9 protein-coding genes are annotated in these 17,802 nt (G+C 70.7%); 2 read left to right on the forward strand and 7 right to left on the reverse strand.

The window, feature by feature from the left end; genetic code table 11:
* Positions 1 to 40: 40 nt before the first annotated feature.
* Positions 41 to 1,480: an RICIN domain-containing protein gene (locus ACLJQF_RS15390; RefSeq protein ID WP_410609274.1), complete on the reverse strand. Its 1,440-nt coding sequence runs from the start codon at positions 1,478 to 1,480 to the stop codon at positions 41 to 43.
* Between the two features lie 21 nt (positions 1,481 to 1,501).
* Entirely contained in the window at positions 1,502 to 2,878 is a 1,377-nt protein-coding gene (locus ACLJQF_RS15395) for a glycoside hydrolase family 43 protein (RefSeq protein WP_410609276.1), read from the reverse strand.
* Positions 2,879 to 3,148: 270 nt separating this feature from the next.
* On the opposite strand from ACLJQF_RS15395, the gene ACLJQF_RS15400 reads away from it, so the two are divergent.
* Both ACLJQF_RS15400 and ACLJQF_RS15405 read left to right on the forward strand, forming a co-directional pair.
* Positions 3,149 to 7,198: a family 43 glycosylhydrolase gene (locus ACLJQF_RS15400; RefSeq protein WP_410609277.1), complete on the forward strand. Its 4,050-nt coding sequence runs from the start codon at positions 3,149 to 3,151 to the stop codon at positions 7,196 to 7,198.
* A 202-nt stretch (positions 7,199 to 7,400) separates the two neighbouring features.
* On the forward strand, positions 7,401 to 8,099 hold the full coding sequence (locus ACLJQF_RS15405) for a protein kinase domain-containing protein (RefSeq protein WP_410609278.1): 699 nt from the start codon (positions 7,401 to 7,403) through the stop codon (positions 8,097 to 8,099).
* On the opposite strand, the gene ACLJQF_RS15410 is transcribed toward ACLJQF_RS15405, so the two are convergent.
* The 5 genes from ACLJQF_RS15410 to ACLJQF_RS15430 form a co-directional block, all read right to left on the reverse strand.
* Complete coding sequence (locus ACLJQF_RS15410) at positions 8,084 to 9,412, reverse strand: jacalin-like lectin (RefSeq protein WP_410609279.1); 1,329 nt, start codon at positions 9,410 to 9,412, stop codon at positions 8,084 to 8,086. The genes ACLJQF_RS15405 and ACLJQF_RS15410 overlap by 16 nt on opposite strands.
* Positions 9,412 to 11,247 carry a phosphatase PAP2 family protein gene (locus ACLJQF_RS15415; protein WP_410609281.1) on the reverse strand — a complete coding sequence of 612 codons (1,836 nt, stop codon included), beginning with the start codon at positions 11,245 to 11,247 and terminating at the stop codon, positions 9,412 to 9,414. Before ACLJQF_RS15415 ends, ACLJQF_RS15410 begins: the two co-directional genes overlap by 1 nt.
* A 156-nt stretch (positions 11,248 to 11,403) precedes the next feature.
* Positions 11,404 to 15,576, reverse strand: coding sequence for an NEW3 domain-containing protein (locus ACLJQF_RS15420; RefSeq protein WP_410609282.1), 4,173 nt, complete (start codon positions 15,574 to 15,576; stop codon positions 11,404 to 11,406).
* A gap of 7 nt (positions 15,577 to 15,583) precedes the next feature.
* A complete protein-coding gene (locus ACLJQF_RS15425; RefSeq protein WP_410609284.1) occupies positions 15,584 to 16,900 on the reverse strand; it encodes an extracellular solute-binding protein in 1,317 nt (438 codons plus the stop codon).
* Between the two features lie 34 nt (positions 16,901 to 16,934).
* Complete coding sequence (locus ACLJQF_RS15430; protein ID WP_410609286.1) at positions 16,935 to 17,801, reverse strand: carbohydrate ABC transporter permease; 867 nt, start codon at positions 17,799 to 17,801, stop codon at positions 16,935 to 16,937.
* Between the last annotated feature and the right edge of the window lies 1 nt (position 17,802).

Genomic DNA, 17,802 nt, shown 5'->3' on the forward strand with positions numbered 1-17,802 from the left:
CCGAGCAGTCACCCCGTCGTCAAGGGCCGAAAGGAGCCGTTCAGGCCGCCTTCCGCTGCCATTGCTGGTTCGTCACGCCGGTACACGGGTACTGCTTGACCGCCGCGCCGTCGGCCGTCGACGCGGACACGACGTCGAGGCACTTCCCGCTGTGGCGCGCCACCCACCGGACGTACCCGCCGACGGACTGGGCCTGCCACTGCTGGTTCGCACCCGAAGTGCACGTCCCCTGCACCGCCGCCGCGCCGTCCGCCGTCGAGCCGCCCGCGATGCCGAGGCACAGCCCGCTGTGCCGCGCGATCAGGTTGACGTAGCCGTCGCCGAGGTCGAGCACGCTCCACTGCTGGTTCGCGCCGTTGTTGCACGTGTACTGCGTGAGCGCGACGCCGTCGGTCCGGGACGAACTCGGGATGTCCGCGCACTTCCCGCTGTGCCGAGCCACCATCGTCTCGTACGCGCTGCCGGTGCCGACGCCCGCGACCACGCCGGTCGCCGCGTCGACGCTCACCTTCGGGGACCAGCTCATCGACATCGTGGTGGCGCCGGGGAAGCTCAGCGGCAGCCACACGTACCGCGACTCGTTGACCGGACGTTGCCAGGCACCGGCCCACCGATCGCCCAGGTACAGGTACGAGGTCGCCTGCGAACCCTGCACGGGCAGCACGTACGCGGTCTGGCTGCCGTAGCCGGTGGCGTCCCCGACGTTCGCCAACCCGCTCCACGTGCCCGTGCCCGTGACACTGGACGCTGTCGCGTACTTCTGCTGGTTCGGCTGCCAGCTCGTGGCGCCCGAGGTGAGCAGGAAGTAGACGCCGTTGCGCTTGAACATCGCCGGCGCCTCGCGGTACGAGCCGGGCCACAGGGTCTGTACCAGCGCGGCGACGCCGGTGTAGTCCGCGGTGAGCCGGTAGACGTTCAGATCGGCGTTCTCACGGGCCGCGGAGGCCATGTACGCGGTGCCGTCGTCGTCCTTGAACAGCGTGATGTCCCGCGACATGTGGGCACCGAGCGGACGGAAGCTACCGCGGTAGGTGTAGCTGCCGTCGACGGTGGACGAGGTGGCGACGGCCGCGCGTGCTTCGGCGTAGTCGTCGCCGTTTTCCTTGTGCATCCACAGCACGTACTGCCCGGTCGAGCTGTTGTAGAGCACCTTCGGCCGCTCGATCTTCGCCCGGCCCAGCTCGGCCGCCGACGACTGCGTCAGCACGTCGCCCCGGAATTCCCACGTCTTCAGGTCGGTCGAGCGGTAGGCCGAAACGGCCCGGAAGGTGTCGTCGGCGTTGCGGTTCTCGCCGAACCAGTAGTAGTACGCCCCCACCTTGAGCATCCCGCCGCCGTGGGCGTGCACCAGGGCGCCGGCCGGATCGGTGAACTGGCTCCCGTTGGTCACGGTCACCGGCGCCGCGTGCGCACCGGGCGCGCCGAACAGCAGGGAAACCAGCACGAGCAAGGACAAAACCGCGCCACGTCGTCGTAGCATGACGGTCCCTTCGCGAGCGTGTCAGTAGCCGACGCGGAAAGTCGCGTCCTGCTTGTCCACAGTGGAGGATGCGCTGCTCAGGAGATCGATCCGCAGCACGTAGGCGTAGTGCCGGAGGTAGCGGTCCGGGTAGTTGTGCGAGCGGAACGACGACCAGCTCGCGTCGGCGAGACCCGGCGTCTGGTGGAAGGTGGCGTCCGCCTTGAACGTCGCCGAGCCGTCGTCGGCCGCGAGGCGCACCGCGTAGTCGCTGTGCCGCAGGTACCGGCCGGGGTAGTTGACGGACTCGAACGACACCCCGGCCGCGTCGGCCAGGCCGGCCACCAGCTTCCAGAGCTGATCCTGGTAGGGGTCGAACGGGTAGGCGTCGATGCGTCCCACGGAGTCCGCGTGCCGGATGTAGCGGTCCGGGAAGTTGTACGACTTGAGCCGCCGCCACGCCGGGGCGCCCCACCGGTCGACGAGGGCGGAGCGCTCCGCGGCCGTGATCGGCGTGATGCCGGGGTGCTTGGAGTTCAGCGGCTGGGTGTAGGCGCGGTCGTTCAGCAGCGTCCAGTTCCCGGCGGCCACGTCGGTGGTCTCCCAGCAGAAGAACCGGCCGTTGGGGCTCCACGTGTCGCCCCACAGGTACCAGCGGTTCCCCGACGGCGCCGGCACGATCTGCGGCGCCTCCACCCCCCGCCCGGGTGAAATTCCGGTCTTGTAGGTGGTGAAGCCGCCGGGGGCGAGGGCGCCGGAGCGCTGGCCGACCAGGGTGCTGTTCGTGTTGTTCTTGACGTACAGGTAGTTGATGCCGCCGATGGTGGCCATCGTCCCGTCGATCGTCGCGTGGCCGGGGTCGAAGAACACCTGCGGCGCGCTGACCGTCGCGAAGTCGGTCGTGTAGTTGACCATGATGACGTCGTGGCCGCCGTAGGCTGCCGAGTAGATGATCGCGTACTGGCTGCGCGACGGGTCCCAGAACGCCTCCGGCGCCCAGCTGTGCGTCGCCATCGAGTGCAGCTTGATCCGGCGGTAGCCGGTGAACCCGCGCAGGTCCGCCGAATCCCAGACGTGGACGTACTGGTTCTGCAGCGACCAGTCGGTGCCCTTGAGATCGGTCGCCAGCACGACGAACCGGCCGTCCTGCTTGCGCAGCACGAAGGGGTCGCGCAGCCCGCCGGTGCCGGCCGTCGGCGTCACCACCGGGTTGTTCTGGTTGAGCGGCATCCAGTCGAGACCGTCGGCGCTGACCGCCAGGTGCAGCCCGTAGTCGGCGCCGGTCATCGACGGCGATTCGGTGAAGTACGCCATGACGTACGCACCAGCGGCTTGGGCGCGCGCCAGTGCGTTGCCGCCGAGCACGCCGGCGACCGCGGCGGCCGCCGTGCCCGCCATCAGTCCGCGTCGACTGATCATCGTCCACCCATCTCGTCGTCGAGTACCGGGCAACAAACCGGATTGTTAGCGCTAACAAGCGGTCGTAGTGTAGGTGACCCGCGCCACACGGTGTCAAGGGTCCGATCGTCGGAGGTCGGACACCACCAGGCAAAACACGGAATTGACCGCGCCCGGATCGGCAGCTATGTTAGCGCTCACTTCGCGCTCGGCAGCCGGTTGCGGCTTCGGAAACAGCCACGCGTCGTTCCTCTTCCCGCGCCGTCGGCGCCCACCTCTTGGAGAGCCGGTATGCCCGTTCGACTCTCGGCGACGACGACGTCGCCGAAGTTCGCCCGGCGGCCCAGACCGCTGACCGCGATCCTCGCCGCCCTCGCCGTGGCCGCGGCTTCCACCACCGTCTGGGCCACGTCCGGCCACGCGGCGACGCTGGACGAAGGCCTGGTCGTGCGCTACGACCTCACCGGCGGCTCCGGCACGACCGTGCCCGACACTTCGGGGCACGGCCGGAACGCCACCGTCAGCGGCGACACGACGTGGCAGGGCGACGAGGGGCTGCGCCTGGGCGGCGCGAACGGCCACGTCCGCCTGCCCGACAACCTCATGCGGGATCTCACGGACATCACGGTTTCGGTTCAAGTGAATGTCGCGGCCGACCAAGGCACGCCATACTTCCTGTGGGGGCTCGGCAACACCACCGGCGGCGCCGGGAACGGCTACCTGTTCGCCACGGGCGACCAGTTCCGCGCTTCGATCGCCTCCGGGAACTGGTCCACCGAACAGACCGCCAGCGCGGGCCGCAACCTCGCGCGCGGCAGCTGGCGCACGATCACCTACACCCTCGCCGGCGGGACCGCGGTCCTATACGAAGACGGGATCGAAGCCGCCCGCAAGACCGGCATCACGATCACGCCCGGCTCGATCGGCGGCGGCACCACCACCGCCGACTACCTGGGCCGGTCGGTCTACGACGGCGACAAGACCCTCAAGGGCAGCGTCCGCGACTTCCGCGTCTACAACCGCGCGGTGACCGCCGACGAAGCCCGCGCCCTCGGCGAGCGCACCGCCGCCGGGCGCGCGACCGGTGACGCGGCCGCCCTCGACCTGGGCGACACCTCGGCCGTCACCGACAACCTCACCCTGCCCAAGACGGGTGCCGGCGGCTCGGCCATCGCCTGGACGTCGAGCAACCCGGCGGTGGTGTCCGCGACCGGCGTGGTGACGCGGCCCGCGCCCGGCGCCGGCAACGCGAAGGTGATCCTGACGGCGGCCGTCTCCTACGCCGGCCAGACCGCGAGCCGCTCCTTCACCGTCACGGTGCTGCAGGACATCACCGACCGGCAGAAGGTCGACAACGCGCTCAAGGACCTCGTCCTCCCGGATCAGGACGCGATCCGCGGCAACATCACGCTGCCGGTCAAGGGCGCCCGCGACGTCACGCTGACCTGGTGCAGCCAGGACCCCCGCGTCGTCACCGCCACCGGCGAGGTGACCCGGCCCGCGGCCGGAGCGCGACCGGCCAAGGCGCGTCTGACGGTCCGTGCGACGAAGGGGCACGCCACGGCGGAACGTTCCTTCACCCTGACCGTCCTGCCGCTGCCGAAGAAGGAAGCGCTCGAGGGGTACATGTTCGCCTACTTCACCGGTGAGGCGACGCAGGACACCGAGCAGATCCACTTCGCGGCCAGCCGGGGGAACGACCCCCTGCACTGGGACGAGCTCAACGGCGGCCGGCCCGTCCTGCGCTCGAACTACGGCGAAACCGGCGTGCGCGATCCGTTCATCGTCCGCAGCCCGGAGGGCGACCGGTTCTACATCGTCGCCACCGACCTGCAGATCAACGACGGCCGCGGCTGGGACCAGGCGCAGCGGCACGGCAGCCAGTACCTCGAGATCTGGGAGTCGACCGACCTGGTGACCTGGTCGAACCAGCGCCACGTCCGGGTCTCCGACGACACGGCCGGCATGACGTGGGCACCGGAAGCGACCTACGACCCGACCATCGGTGCGTACGTCGTCTACTGGGCCACCAGTCCCTACGCACCCTCGGACGTCGACCACACCGGCTCGACGTACCCGCGGATGATGTACGCGACCACCCGCGACTTCCGGACGTTCAGCAAGCCCCAGGTGTGGAACGACCCCGGTGAGGGCGTCATCGACTCCACCGTCATCAAGGACGGCGACTACTACTACCGGCTGACCACCGACGGCAAGGTGATCGGGTCCTGCGAGCGCGACATCGTGCTCGAGCGGTCGAAGAACCTGCGTGCGGTGGACCTGCCGACCACGAAGCCGCGCAACTGGGAGCTCGTCTCCGACTGCATCCGCACCAAGCTCGGCACCGACTGGGTCGAGGGCCCGACGGTGTTCAAGGCCAACGACAGCAACAAGATCTACGCTTTCATGGACGAGACGCCGCGCCGCGGTTACATCCCGTTCGTCACGGACTCGCTGGCCAAGCCGAACTGGACGATCCCGGCGGAGTACCAGCTCCCGAAGAGCCCGCGTCACGGCACGGTGCTGCCGGTGACGAAGGCCGAGCTCGCCAAGCTGCGCCAGGGACCCCCGCCGATGACCACCGACAAGAAGGGCGTCGTCGCGGACTACGACCTCGCGGCGGCGGGCTCGGGCGACACGGTCGCCGACGTCTCCGGCAACGGGCGGAACGCCACGATGCACGGCGGCGTCACGCGCTCGGCGGACGGGCTCGCCTTCGCGGGCAAGGACGGCTACGTCGCCCTGCCGAACAACCTGATGAGCGGCCTGAACGGGATCACGGTTTCGGCGCAGGTGTGGGTCGACCCCGGTCAGCAGACGCCGTACTTCCTGTGGAACCTGGGCAACAGCACCGACAACGCCGGTGACGGCTACCTGTTCGCGACCGGTGACACCTACCGGACCGCGATCGCCGCCGGCAACTGGTCGACCGAGCAGAACACCGACAGCAAGCGGGCGCTGACCCGCGGCGCCTGGCACACGCTGACGTACACGCTGGCGAACGGGACGGCGCGGCTCTACGACAACGGCGTCGAAGTGGCGCATGTGGACGGTGTCACGACGAAACCCGGCGACCTCGGCGCGGGCATCACGACGTCGAACTACCTCGGGCGCTCGGCTTACGGTGCCGACAAGTACTTCCAGGGCAAGATGCGGCGGTTCACCGTGTGGAACCGCGGCTTGACGGCCAAGGAGGTGCTCGGCACGCCGGGCAACGAGACGGCCGTCGGCTCGGTCACCCTCGATTCCCTCAGGGTGCCCGCGATCATCGACAGCGCGAAGGGCACCATCGTCCTGCCCGTCAAGCCGGGTACGGACGTGCGACGGCTGGCACCGGTGCTGCAGGTGGCCGACGGGACGCAGGTGTTCCCCCACAACGGTTCGCGGCAGGACTTCACCGGCCCGGTGGGCTATTCGGTCGTCGGCGCCGGCTGGCAGCGGCGAACGTGGACGGTCAGCGCGGTGGTGATGAACAGCCCCGTCCTGCCCGGCTTCAACGCGGATCCGAACATCGTCCGCTTCGGCGACACCTACTACATCTACGCCACGACCGACGGCTTCCCCGGCTGGTCGGGCACGACGTTCGACGCGTGGTCGAGCAAGGACCTCGTCACCTGGACGCGGCACCCGAAGATCCTCGACCTCGGCCCGGACGTCTCCTGGGCGGACAGCCGGGCGTGGGCGCCGACGATCACGCAGAAGAACGGGAAGTACTACTTCTACTTCTGCGCGGACGCCAAGATCGGCGTCGCGGTGTCTTCGTCCCCGACCGGTCCGTTCACCGACGCGCTGGGCAAGCCGCTGATCGCGGCGAACCCGAACGGCGGCCAGGCGATCGACCCGGCGGTGTTCACCGACGACGACGGGCAGACGTACCTGTACTGGGGCAACGGCAACGCCTACGTCGTGCCGCTGAACGCCGACCTGGTGTCCTACGACCCGGCGAAGATCAAGCAGCTGACCGGGCTGGACGGGTTCCGCGAGGGCCTGTTCATGACCAAGCGGGCCGGCACGTACCACCTGACGTGGTCGATCGACGACACGGGCAGTGAGAACTACCGAGTCGGCTACGCGACGGCGACGAGTCCGCTGGGCGCCGGGCTGGTGAACCGGGGCGTGATCCTGGAGAAGGACCCGTCGCTCGGCATCCTGGGCCCGGGGCACCACAGCATCGTGCAGGTGCCGGGCAAGGACGAGTGGTACATCGCCTACCACCGGTTCGCGATTCCCGGCGGCGACGGAACCCATCGGGAGGTGACCATCGACCGGCTGCGGTTCGCCGCGGACGGCACGATCGCCAAGGTGGTACCGACGCTGGGGAGCGTGCAGCCGCTCAAGTAGGTCCCGGCAAGCGCCCCAAGGCGGCCTTCGGTGCGTCTGACGCACCGAAGGCCGCCTTGGGTGCGTCAGACGCACCGAAGGCCACATTGGGGCGCTTGGGGCCGGCCCACCCGGGTGGGGGAAATTAATTCGATCAAGCGAACCGGATGCGCTTTCCGGCCGTATCTCCAAGCAGGACGGTGGACGACGGAGGGACAGCGACGTGGCTCGCGAAGGGACACTGATCGGTGACCGGTACCGCCTGCTCGGCCCGGCCGGGCAGGGCACGGTGGTCTGGCACGCCCAGGACGAACGGCTCGACCGGATCGTCGCCGTCAAGCCGTTGTTCGACGAGCCGCTCGCGGCGCCCGCCATCCCCGCGCCGCGGGCGGCCATCTGCGACGTCGTCGACGAGGACAGCACCACTTATCTCGTGCTCGAGTACCCGGGCGCGCGGACGCTGACCGAGCTGCTCGACGAGCACGGCACGCTCGCCCCCGGGCTCGTCGCCCGGTTCGGCGCCCAGCTGGCCGCGGCGCTCGCGGCCGCGCACGACGAGGGCGTCCTGCACGCCGCCGTCGATCCGGACCACGTCGTCATCTCGGCGGCGGGCCACGCCGGGATCATGGGCAGCGGGAGCGCCATCCGCGCCTTCCTCGCCCCCGAGGTGCTCGACGGCGGCTTCCCCGACTTCCCGGCGGAGGTGTACTCCCTGGGCGCGACCCTCTACGCCGCGGTCGACGGCCGGCAGCGCCATCCGCTCACCGAGGCCGTGCTGCCGCTGCTCCACCCCGACCCTGCCGCCCGGCCCACCATGGCCGTCGCCGAAGAGCTGCTGAACAGCGTGACGCCCCGCCGTCCGGAACCAGCTCCGGACCGCGGGGCGCCAAGGGGAATCGCCGGCGACTATCGCTGCGTGTAGACGAAGCCCACCTTGTCGACCTCGGCACCGGTGCGCCCGTGGAAGCCGGCGATCTGCCAGCCGTCCGGGGCAGTGCGGGTGACGCAGTCGCCGGTCGTCGAGCCGCCGGCCAGGACGCGGCCGAGGTTGGTGGTGAACCGGGCCGAGAAGATCCGGGTCGTGTTGCTGTACTTGCCCTGGCACAGGGTCGCCGTCGTGACGTACTCGCCGGTGCCGAGGGTGAGCGACGCCGCCGTCCCGCCCGTGCCGCCGTGGGTCAGCGTGGTGCCGTTCTCCAGGGTCACCCCGACCTGGTCGACGCGGTTGCCGCTGCGCAGCGAGAGCGTCCGCACCCGGGCGCCCGCGGGCACGGCGGGGACGTCGGTGAAGTAGTCGCCGTGCGGGCCGCCGTACTGCTCCGACAGCTGCAGCGCGGCGTTGCGGGTCCAGTTGAACCGCACGGTGATCGGGTCGTGGTCGGACAGCATGTTGCCGTCGGTGTAGAGGAACTTCGAGTGCTCGTTGTTGTAGAAGGTCGCGTCGAGGTTCACGAGCTTGCTGCTGCGGTAGAGCACCTTGTCGACGATCTCGCAGTCGTTGGTGGGCGCCTGCTTGTCGCACACGAGGTCGGGGCTGCCCGGGGCCGGCGCGACGCCACCGCGCACGAGCTTGACCCACGCGTCGGTGAGGCCGTTGTCCGAGCCGAACTGGGCGATCGTGTCGGCCGCGCGGGTGTAGCGCGTGTTGGTGTCGCCCATGACGACCACCGCGTTGCCCGCCGAGTGCGACCGGATGAACGCGGTCAGCTGCGCCAGGTTCGACGCACGCGAAGCCTCGTCGCCGTCGTTGGTGCCCGCGTTGGTGTGCGCGTTGTAGAAGTCGACGTACACGCCTTCGGCCAGCCGGACCCGCATGAAGGTGAAGCCCTTGGGGGTCAGGCAGTCGCCCGAGTCGAGCTGGCACGACGTCCAGCGGACGCGCTCGAAGTCGTCGGCGTCGTAGGGCAGCGAGGACAGCGTGTTCAGCCCGCTGCCGATGCCCGCACCGCCGCTGGTCGGCGTGCGGTACGGGTGGTTGTCGGCCGCGTAGAGCTTGGCGTGGTAGTTGAAGTCCTCCTCGACGTGCACGATGTCGTAGGGAGCGATCCGCTGCCCGATCGCGGTCGTCGCGGGGTCACGCGGGGTCGGCGCGCTGGAGATCGACTCGGGCAGGCCGGCGACGTTGTAGGCCAGGACCGAGAAGCTGCCGCTGCCGTCGGCGGCGTGCGCCGCCGCCGGACTGACCACTGTGGACACAGTGACGGCGAGTGCCAACGCGGCGATGCGTTTTCTCACTAGTACTCCCGAAGGATTCGGACGGACAAACCGGTGGGGGTGTAACGGGGAACCACCCGGTAGCCCGGGCGGTCGACTCGGATGGCGGCGAACCGGCCACGCAGCCGCCGCGCGCACAGCACGTCGACCTCGTGCCACGGGCAGGCGCCGGTGACCCGGAGTTCCAGGACGCTGCCGTGCTCCAGGGTGGCGTCGCCGCGCACGACCAGCGCCGGTCCGGTGGTCACGGACAGCGTGCCGCCGGTCTGGTGGTAGCCGCCGGCCCGGAGACCGGACACGCGCAGGGTGCCGCCGGCGAGTTCGACGGTGCCGGTGCCCAGCGCACCCGGCGCCGCCGCGACCAGCGTGCCTCCCTCGACACGGGTGCCACCGCGGTAGCTGTTGGCCCCGGCGAGCGTCAGCGTCCCGGTGCCCGCCTTGACGAGCCCGCCGTCGCCGCCGAGGTCGTTGCGCCAGCTGTCGTTCGCGCTGAACCCGCCGCGCGTGGCGTCCATCGTGACGCGGACGCCGGCGTCGAACGCGCCGTAGCCGTCGGCCGCGGCGAAGAGGTTCAGCCGCCCCCACAGCTCCGGGCCGTCGAGCAGCGCGTTCCCGGCCGGGAACGCCGTCGTGCGCAGGACTTCCCGCCGCTGCGCCGCGTCGAGGTACGGCAGGCGCGTCTCGAGCAGCACCTCGGCGCCCTTCGGGACCCGCATCGCGGCGCGCGTGGCCCGGTCCGGCAGGCCGTAGGTCGCCCCGCGGGCGACCTTCGCGGCGTTGGCTCGGCGGTCGCCGTATTCGTCGGCACCGGTGTGAGCGTGGGCGAAGAGCGTGTCGGCCGTCGTGCCGGTCTTCGCGGTGAAGTAGTCCAGCGCCTGCTTGCGCGCCGCCGCCTTGAGCGCCGCGTTCTCCGGGTCGGCGAGCGTCGCCGCGGTGAGCGCGGTGGCCAGGGTCCGGCCGCCGATCACGTCCACCGGCGAGTGCATCCCGGCGACGATCCGGGTGTCGGCCAGGTCGTAGGCCCGCGCCACCAGCTCCTGGAACCGCTCCGGGACCGCGTAGGCCAGCGCGAGGCAGGCCAGGTGGAACGCGTTGGTGTGGCCACTGGGGAAGCCGCCGTCCTCGGCCGGGGTGGTGCTGCGCTGCCGCAGCAGCTGCGGCGCGACGACGACGTCGGACTGGTAGACCGGGTAGCCGAGCGCGTCGGTCGCGCCGGTGGGGACGACTCGGCTGTCCGCGGTCATCCGCCACGGCCGCGGGTACTGGTAGGCGGCCTTGCTCGGGTTGCCCGAGGCGAAGTTGCCGCGGACGGTGTCGACCAGGGTGGCCACCAGGCCGAGCTCCGAGTCGTGCGAGCCCGCACCGAGCGCCGATCCGGCCGGTGCGTTCGCCGGGACGGCGTCGTCGATCTTCGCCGGCGGAATGCCGTCGGGCGCGGAGGTGATGCTCGTGACGGCCTTGGCGCCACCGCGGTAGAGGTTCGCAAGCGGGCCGAGGCCGCCGATGGCGGCGTAGGACTGGTGCTGGCGGTCGTAGACGAAGGCGCGCTTGGCCTCGGCGTCGGTCCGGGCGCGGGTGACGGCGACGCAGTGCCGGACGTTCGCGCGCAGCACCGCGGCGTCTAGCACGACGCCACTGTCCCAAGTGGACCCGGTGCGCCAGACCCGCTGCATCCCGCTCAGGATCCGCACCGCCGCGTTGGTCTCCGGGGTGTGGTTCGCCGGGATGTTGGTGCGGTAGCTGTCGACGAACGCCGTCTCCTCCGCCCATGCGGGGACGCCCAGCACGGCGGGCATGGCGGGGACGAGCGCGGACAGGCGCAGGAAGGTCCGCCGGTCCAAGGGAGCGAGGCTCAACTGGTTCTCCTGAGAAGGCCCGCGTGGCCGGAAAAGCGCGCGGGGAATCGATGCGGAAATGATCAGCGCCCGGCGGACCCCCGGTCAAGGAGCGTCCGGAGTAATTCGCCGGTCAGTAACCTGTTCTTTTTCAGAAATACCGCGAATTCGACGAATTCACTCGATCCGGACTTCGACGGCGGGACTGTACGCGAGCCGCCCGTGGGCGGTCACGCGGACGAGCATCCACCAGTGCGCGCCCGGCCGGGCCAGGTGCCCGGCCCGGACGGTGATCGGCACCGTCGTGTTCTCCCCGGCGGCGAGCCGGAACGGCTGGGCCCGCGGGCCGATCGTCAGCTCGCCCGCCCAGGTGCCGAAGGGGCTGATTGCCGCGATCCCGCCCCGGATTTCGCTCTGGGCCAGGTTCGTCAACGACACCGGCAACTCGGCCCGCCCGCCCGGTTCGAGGGTGATCGGACCCGGCACGAGTTCGACGTCGACCAGGTCGTCGCGTGGCGGCGCTGCGCCGACCAGGATTTCGGCCGTGTCTTCGAGCAACTGGCCGTCGGAAATCCGGGCGGCGACCAAGTACCGGCCGGGCGTGTCCGGGCCCCGGACCTCGACCGTGGTTTTCGTGTGGTCTCCCGGTTCCAGGTCGTACGCCAAGTCCGGACCGTCCTCGGCCTGCCACCCCGGTGGCAGGTCCAGATCGACGCGCCCGCGAGCCGGGCGGCCGCTGCAGCTCACCGTGACGTCCAGGCGGGCTCGCCCGTCGTCAAGCCTCAGCCGGGTCGGTGTCACGTGGACGCTCACCGGCAGGTTGCCGACCGGCGCCGGTCCTTCGTTGTGCAGCCAGTACCGCGTGTGCACCGGCTGCACGGGTTCCGTGGCCCGGACGATCTCCCGGCCGGTTTCCGTGCGGGCGGCCGGTTCCAGCCGCAGGGTCGCCACATCCGCGGCGCCCAGTTCGACGCGCGCGCGGCCGTCGTCGACTTCGACCGGCTCGCCCTTCTCCTCGAGGAGGTCGGTGCGCCAGGCCGACCGGATCCCGCCGTGCAGCGCGATGGACGCCGTGGCCGCGGACCCGGTCGATTCGTACACCCGCAGCGTGATCGCGTCCGAGGGGGTGATCACCGACCCCGAGGCCAGGGGGTTGCCCGCGGGTTTCGCGGCCGTCAGCACGACTTCGGCCGGTTCGACCGCGATCAGGCCCACTGTGGACGGCAGCGTGCCTTCGGTGGCGGGCACCGGCCGGGCCCGCAGCGGGTGCGCGGCTTCCTGCGCGCCACGCGGGAAACCGGCGGCACGCCAGTCCCCGTCTCCGGCGACGATCGCGAAGCCGAACGTGTGGGTCCAGTGCTGCCAGGCGAAACTCGAGCCATCCGGCGCGGTCCGGCGGTCGCCGTCGATCCACACGCCGCTGGGCCAGCCGCTGCACGAACGCATCAGCGACAGGTGCAGCGTGCCGCCCGGGTCGACGACGAACCCGGGCGTGCCGTGGTTGACGACCGCGACGGAGTAGCTGTCGGCGGGCTCGGCGGTCCCGGCCAGCCCGTCGGGGACCCGCACGTCGATCGTGGCGTCGGCGCGCAGTTCGGCGACGGCGGCCTTGACGTCGTCGATGATCACCACCGGCAGGTCCCGCGGTCCCCGGAGGTCGGCGTCGGGCACCCAGGCTTCGCGCCGGGTCCGGTCCGCCGGGACGAACACCCGGCCGTGGCGGGCGAGGGCGCCCCGGTACCCCGGCTCGGCGGCGGCGAGGACCTCGGCGGCGTACGGGTTGTCCGCGCCGGCGACGATCCGGACGTCGGGCAGGTTCGAGTCGACGTCGAGCGCGCCGTAGCGCGGGCCGCCGGGGCGGGTGCAGGTCGCGGTGACGCCCTTCGCGGCCAGCGCGGCCACCAGCGCCCGGACCTCGATGCCGGGCGCGAGGGGCTCGACGACTTCGGCGACGCCGATGGCGTGGGCGGTCCGGGTGCCGTCGTCGCGGGTGAGCGTGACGCGGGCGGTCGCCGACAGCCCGGCCCAGGTGTGGGCCGGCGTGTCGAGGGTCCACAGGTGCTCGGCCGCGTCGGCGTCGGGGAAGCCGAACGACCGGCCGATCGCGCCGAACCCGACTTCGGCGACGGGGAGAGCGCCGGGGACGTCGAAGTCGAACCGGGCCCGCAGGAGCCGGTCCTGCCCCAGAGACCCGTCGACGTCGGTGCGGACGTCCACTCGGGACACCCCGCGCCACACCGTCGTGCGCTGGGTGATCCGCAGGTCGTCCAGTGCCGTGGTCGCGACGAGCCGCTCCCCCAGCGGGCTGGTCTCGACGACCACGTCCGCCGCGCCGGGGCCGTGACCGGGCCCCTTCGGCAGCAGGTGCCACGGGCCCTCGCCCCACACCGGGTGTTCGGCGTGCTCGTCCTGGACCACCAGCCCGGCGGCGAGCCCGCCGTCCCGCAGCAGTTCCCGGCCACTTCGCCGGTCGTGGACGCGCTTGAGCGCACCCCCGCGCGCCGGGTCGGCTTCGACGGCGAAGACGTCGTTCTCGATCGACGGCGGCCCCGGCTTCACGGTCCACCCGGGTGGGACGTCCGCCGAGTCGAGGACGCGGTAGACCCGGTAGCCGAGCGCGGGCACCGCCGTCGCGAGGAAGGTCAGCGTGATTTCGCGGAGCGAGCCGTCGGGGTGGCGCACGACCGCGTCGGTGACAGCGGGGACCGGACGGCCGTCCGGGTCGACCACCCGCGCGCCCGAGATCCCCGCTGCCCCCGGGGTCACGGTCACCGAGGTGATCGCATCCCGGGTCCAGGACAGCGTGTTGAGCACGAAGACGGGCACGCCGTCGCCGGTCGTGTCGGCGTGGTGGGCCAGCTCGGCGATGGCGCCGTCCAGCACCTCGCCGCCGCGCTCGGCCGCTTCGCGCCAGCCGGTGAGCAGGTCGAGGTAGACCTGGTCGGATTCGGTGCCGGTGATGGCGTCGTGGTGGGCGCCGTAGACCAGTTGCCGCCAGGCCTTGTCGAGGGCCTCGTGGGGATACCGCGCCCCGAGCAGGGCGGCGAGGGTGGCCGCCCGTTCGCCGTCGAGCACCGCGACTTCGGCCGCGCGCTGGGCCTGCTTGGTGTCGATGTAGGAGACGTCCTTGCCGGTGTAGACCGGGTTCATGTCCCGGGTCTGCACGCTGATCGCCGTGCCGCGCGCCTTCGCGTCCGCGCGGACCGCGGCGAAGAAGTCCCGGGGCAGGCCGACGACGAATCGCGGCCAGACGTACCGGGCGTTCCAGGTGCGGTGGATTTCGGTGCAGAACCGCGAGGGGATGTTGTGGTCGTGCCCGACCGGCAGCAGCACGTTGCGGGTGGCGGCCACCTGCCGCAGCGTGCTGAACTGCCGGTAGGCCTCCGCCATCGCCTCTTCGAGGGTGTCCTGGCGCTCGATGCCCCACCCGGCGACGTAGTGGTCGGCCATGTAGGCGGTCAGCAGCCCCCGCCCGCTCGGCGAGATCCATTCGAACTCCGACGGGAACTGCATCCGGCCGATGTCGCCGGTGTGCCGCTTCGCCCCGACGTGGTGCCATGGCCCGCGCGCCCAGGCACTCGACTCCAGGCCGGCGTCGGCCATCAGCCCGGGGTAGGCCGGGTCGTGGCCGAACACGTCGAGCATCCACGCCGAACGCGGGTCGCCGCCGAGGACGTCCCGCTGGTAGCCGACGCCGTAGACGGCGTTGCGGATCGTCGACTCCGGGTGGGTCAGGTTGGTGTTGGCCTCGTTGTAGTTGCCGCCGACCAGCTCGATCCGGCCGTCGCTGAGGAATCGCCGCAGGTCGTGGCGGTCGCCGGGGAAGGCGTCCCAGTGCGGTTTGAGGTAGTCGACCTCGGCCAGGACGAACCGGTAGTCCTCGTCGTCGCGGGCGGCTTCGAGGTGCGCGCGGACGAGGTCGAACGCCGAGCGCTGGAACTTCATCCGCTTTTCCTGCGCCAGCGGCAGATCGAGCCAGGTGTCGGTGAAACCCGCCTGGGTGTTCCACCACACCGGGTCGTAGTGGAAGTGCGACACCATCCACATCGTCCAGCCGGTTTCCGCGACGACGAGGTCCGCGTCCGCCGTGACGCGCTCCCCGGCCGACTCCGCGACCACGGTGACCCGGTGCGAGGAGCCCTCGGGCGCCTGGAAGACGACACCGACTTCCACCGTGACGCCGTCTGTGTGGAGATCGGCGGTGGCGGGTTCCGGTGTGGACACCCGCTTGCCCTCGACCCGGACGCGCACCGGAGCCCGCGGCCCGCTCAGCGTCACTCTGACCACCTGGCGGGCCGCGGCGGCCGAGCCGACGAACAGATCGGTGCCCCGCACGGCCGTGATGCGCACGTTTCCCCTACTTCGCGTTGGCGAGCGCCGCCTTGGCGTCGCTGAAGAACTGGGTCACGCCGGCCGCGATCGACATCTTGCCGAAGGCGATTTGCTTGGCGGCCGAGTCGAGCGCGGTCTTGACGTCGCCGTAGCCCGGCGGCGCGGTCGGCGCGGTGGGCAGGCCGTCCTTGGCGACCTCGGCGGCCACGTACTCGCCGAAGTCCATGTCCGCCTTCTCGGGGCCGGTGGCGGTCGGCACGAGGAGGTTCTTCGCCTTGTCCGACGGCGGCAGCCCGCGCTGCAGCTTCATCGTCTTGATCGCGTCGTCGTCGTTGAGGAAGAAGTTGATCAGCTTCGCCGCGCCGTCGGCGTTCTTGCTCTTCACCGGGATGCACAGCAGCACGCCGCCGGACGGCGCCTGGCCCGTCTTGCCGTTGGCCCGCGGTACGACGACGAGCTTCAGCTCGTGCTGGGTCAGCGGCTGCATCTGGGCCAGGCCCCAGCCGGTGGTCATCGCGATCTGGCCGGTGATCAGCGGGTGGTTGCCGGTCGCCGCGTCGGTGTTGCTCAGCATGGTCGGCGGGCAGATCGCGCCGGACTTGCGCAGGCCGTCCCAGAAGGTGAACCACTCGGTCAGGTCCTCGGGACCGAAGCCGAGGGTCTGGTCGGGGGTGTAGAGGTCCTTGCCGCGCTGGCGCAGCCACGGCTGCAGCGCGCCCGAGTCGTCCTTCGAGGCATCGAGCGCGCCGTACTTGTTCGGGCCCCACGCCTTGGAGACCTCGCCGGCGATGGTGCCGAAGTCCTGCCACGTCCAGTCGCTGGTCGGTGGGGTGATCTTGAGCTGGTCGAAGACCGACTTGTCGTAGAGCACCGGGGCGTTGCCGGAGCCGGACGGGACGCCGTAGGTCTTGCCCTTGACCGCGCCCGCCCCGCGCACCGGCGCGTACAGGGTGTCCAGCCCGATCGTGCCGGGGACGTAGGTGCCCAGGTCGGTGAGCACGTTCCGGCCGGCGTAGGTGCTGACGAGCGCGGTGTCCATCTGGAAGATGTCGGGCGGGTTGCCGCCGGCGAACTCGGTGTTCAGCTTGTCGAAGTACCCGTCGTAGCCGGAGTACTGGGTGGTGACGGCGATCCCGGTCTTGTCGGTGAAGATCTTCACCGCTTTCTGGTAGGCGTCGTTGCGGGCGTTGCCGCCCCACCAGCGGAAGGTCAGGGCGTTGTTCCCGCCGCCGGAGCCGCTGCTGCTGCTGGGCGGGGCGAAACCGCAGCCGGCGAGCGCGGCCGAAGCCACCCCCGCCCCGGCGACCCCGAGGAACCCCCTCCTGGACAGGTGCTGTGCCATGACGGTCTCACTTTCTGCTGTTTCGGTTGGGGGTTCAGCCTTTGATCCCGGAGTTGGCCACGCCGTCCACCAGGCGCTTCTGGCAGATGAGGAACACCGCGACGGTCGGTACGAGGGTGACCACCGACATCGCGAGCATGCCGCCGTAGCTGGACCCGCTCGCCCGGTCGATGAAGGAGTTGAGGCCCAGCGGGACGGTGTAGCGGGATTTGTCGGACAGGTAGACCAGCTGGCGGAGGAAGTCGTTGAAGGTCCAGATGAAGGTCAGGACGCCGGTGGTCAGCAGGGCCGGGCGCAGGAGCGGGAGGATCACCGAGAAGAAGACGCGGCCGTGCCCGGCGCCGTCGATGGCCGCCGCTTCGTCCAGTTCGCGGGGAATGCCCCGGATGAACTGGACCATGAGGAAGATGAAGAACGCGTCGCACGCGAGCAGCTGCGGGACCACCAGCGGCAGGAACGTGTTGATCCAGTTCAGTTTGTAGAAGATCGTGTACTGCGGGATCATCGTGGCCTGGAACGGCAGCATCAGCGTCCCGAGCATCAGGCCGAACCAGATCTTGCGGAACGCGAAATCGAGCCGGGCGAACGCGTAGGCGGCCAGCGAACAGGACGCGATGTTGCCGATCACCACGCAGAGCGCGATGGTCGCGGAGTTCGCGAGGTAGACGGTGAACGACGTCCCCGTCGCCGTCCAGCCGCCGAGGTAGTTGTCGAAGGTGAAGTGCCACGGGATGGGGTCGAGCGTGCTGAAGATCTGGTTCTCCGGCTTGAACGATGCTCCGACCAGCCACACCAGCGGGTAGATCATCACGACGACCCCGGCGAGCAACACCACGTGCGCACGCCAGTGGGTCTTCGCCGGTGCCTTGACAGTGGCGACCATTTCGGTCCTTTCGGCCATG

Origin of the sequence: Amycolatopsis sp. lyj-109 (assembly GCF_046548995.1) — a bacterium.
GTDB lineage: Bacteria > Actinomycetota > Actinomycetes > Mycobacteriales > Pseudonocardiaceae > Amycolatopsis.

Bases quoted from the DNA above. Each gene is read 5' to 3' on its own strand.
- ACLJQF_RS15390 (WP_410609274.1), bottom strand. From the start codon at position 1,480: ATGCTACGACGACGTGGCGCGGTTTTGTCCTTGCTCGTGCTGGTTTCC.
- ACLJQF_RS15395 (WP_410609276.1), bottom strand. From the start codon at position 2,878: ATGATCAGTCGACGCGGACTGATGGCGGGCACGGCGGCCGCCGCGGTC.
- ACLJQF_RS15400 (WP_410609277.1), top strand. From the start codon at position 3,149: ATGCCCGTTCGACTCTCGGCGACGACGACGTCGCCGAAGTTCGCCCGG.
- ACLJQF_RS15425 (WP_410609284.1), bottom strand. From the start codon at position 16,900: ATGGCACAGCACCTGTCCAGGAGGGGGTTCCTCGGGGTCGCCGGGGCG.
- ACLJQF_RS15430 (WP_410609286.1), bottom strand. From the start codon at position 17,801: ATGGCCGAAAGGACCGAAATGGTCGCCACTGTCAAGGCACCGGCGAAG.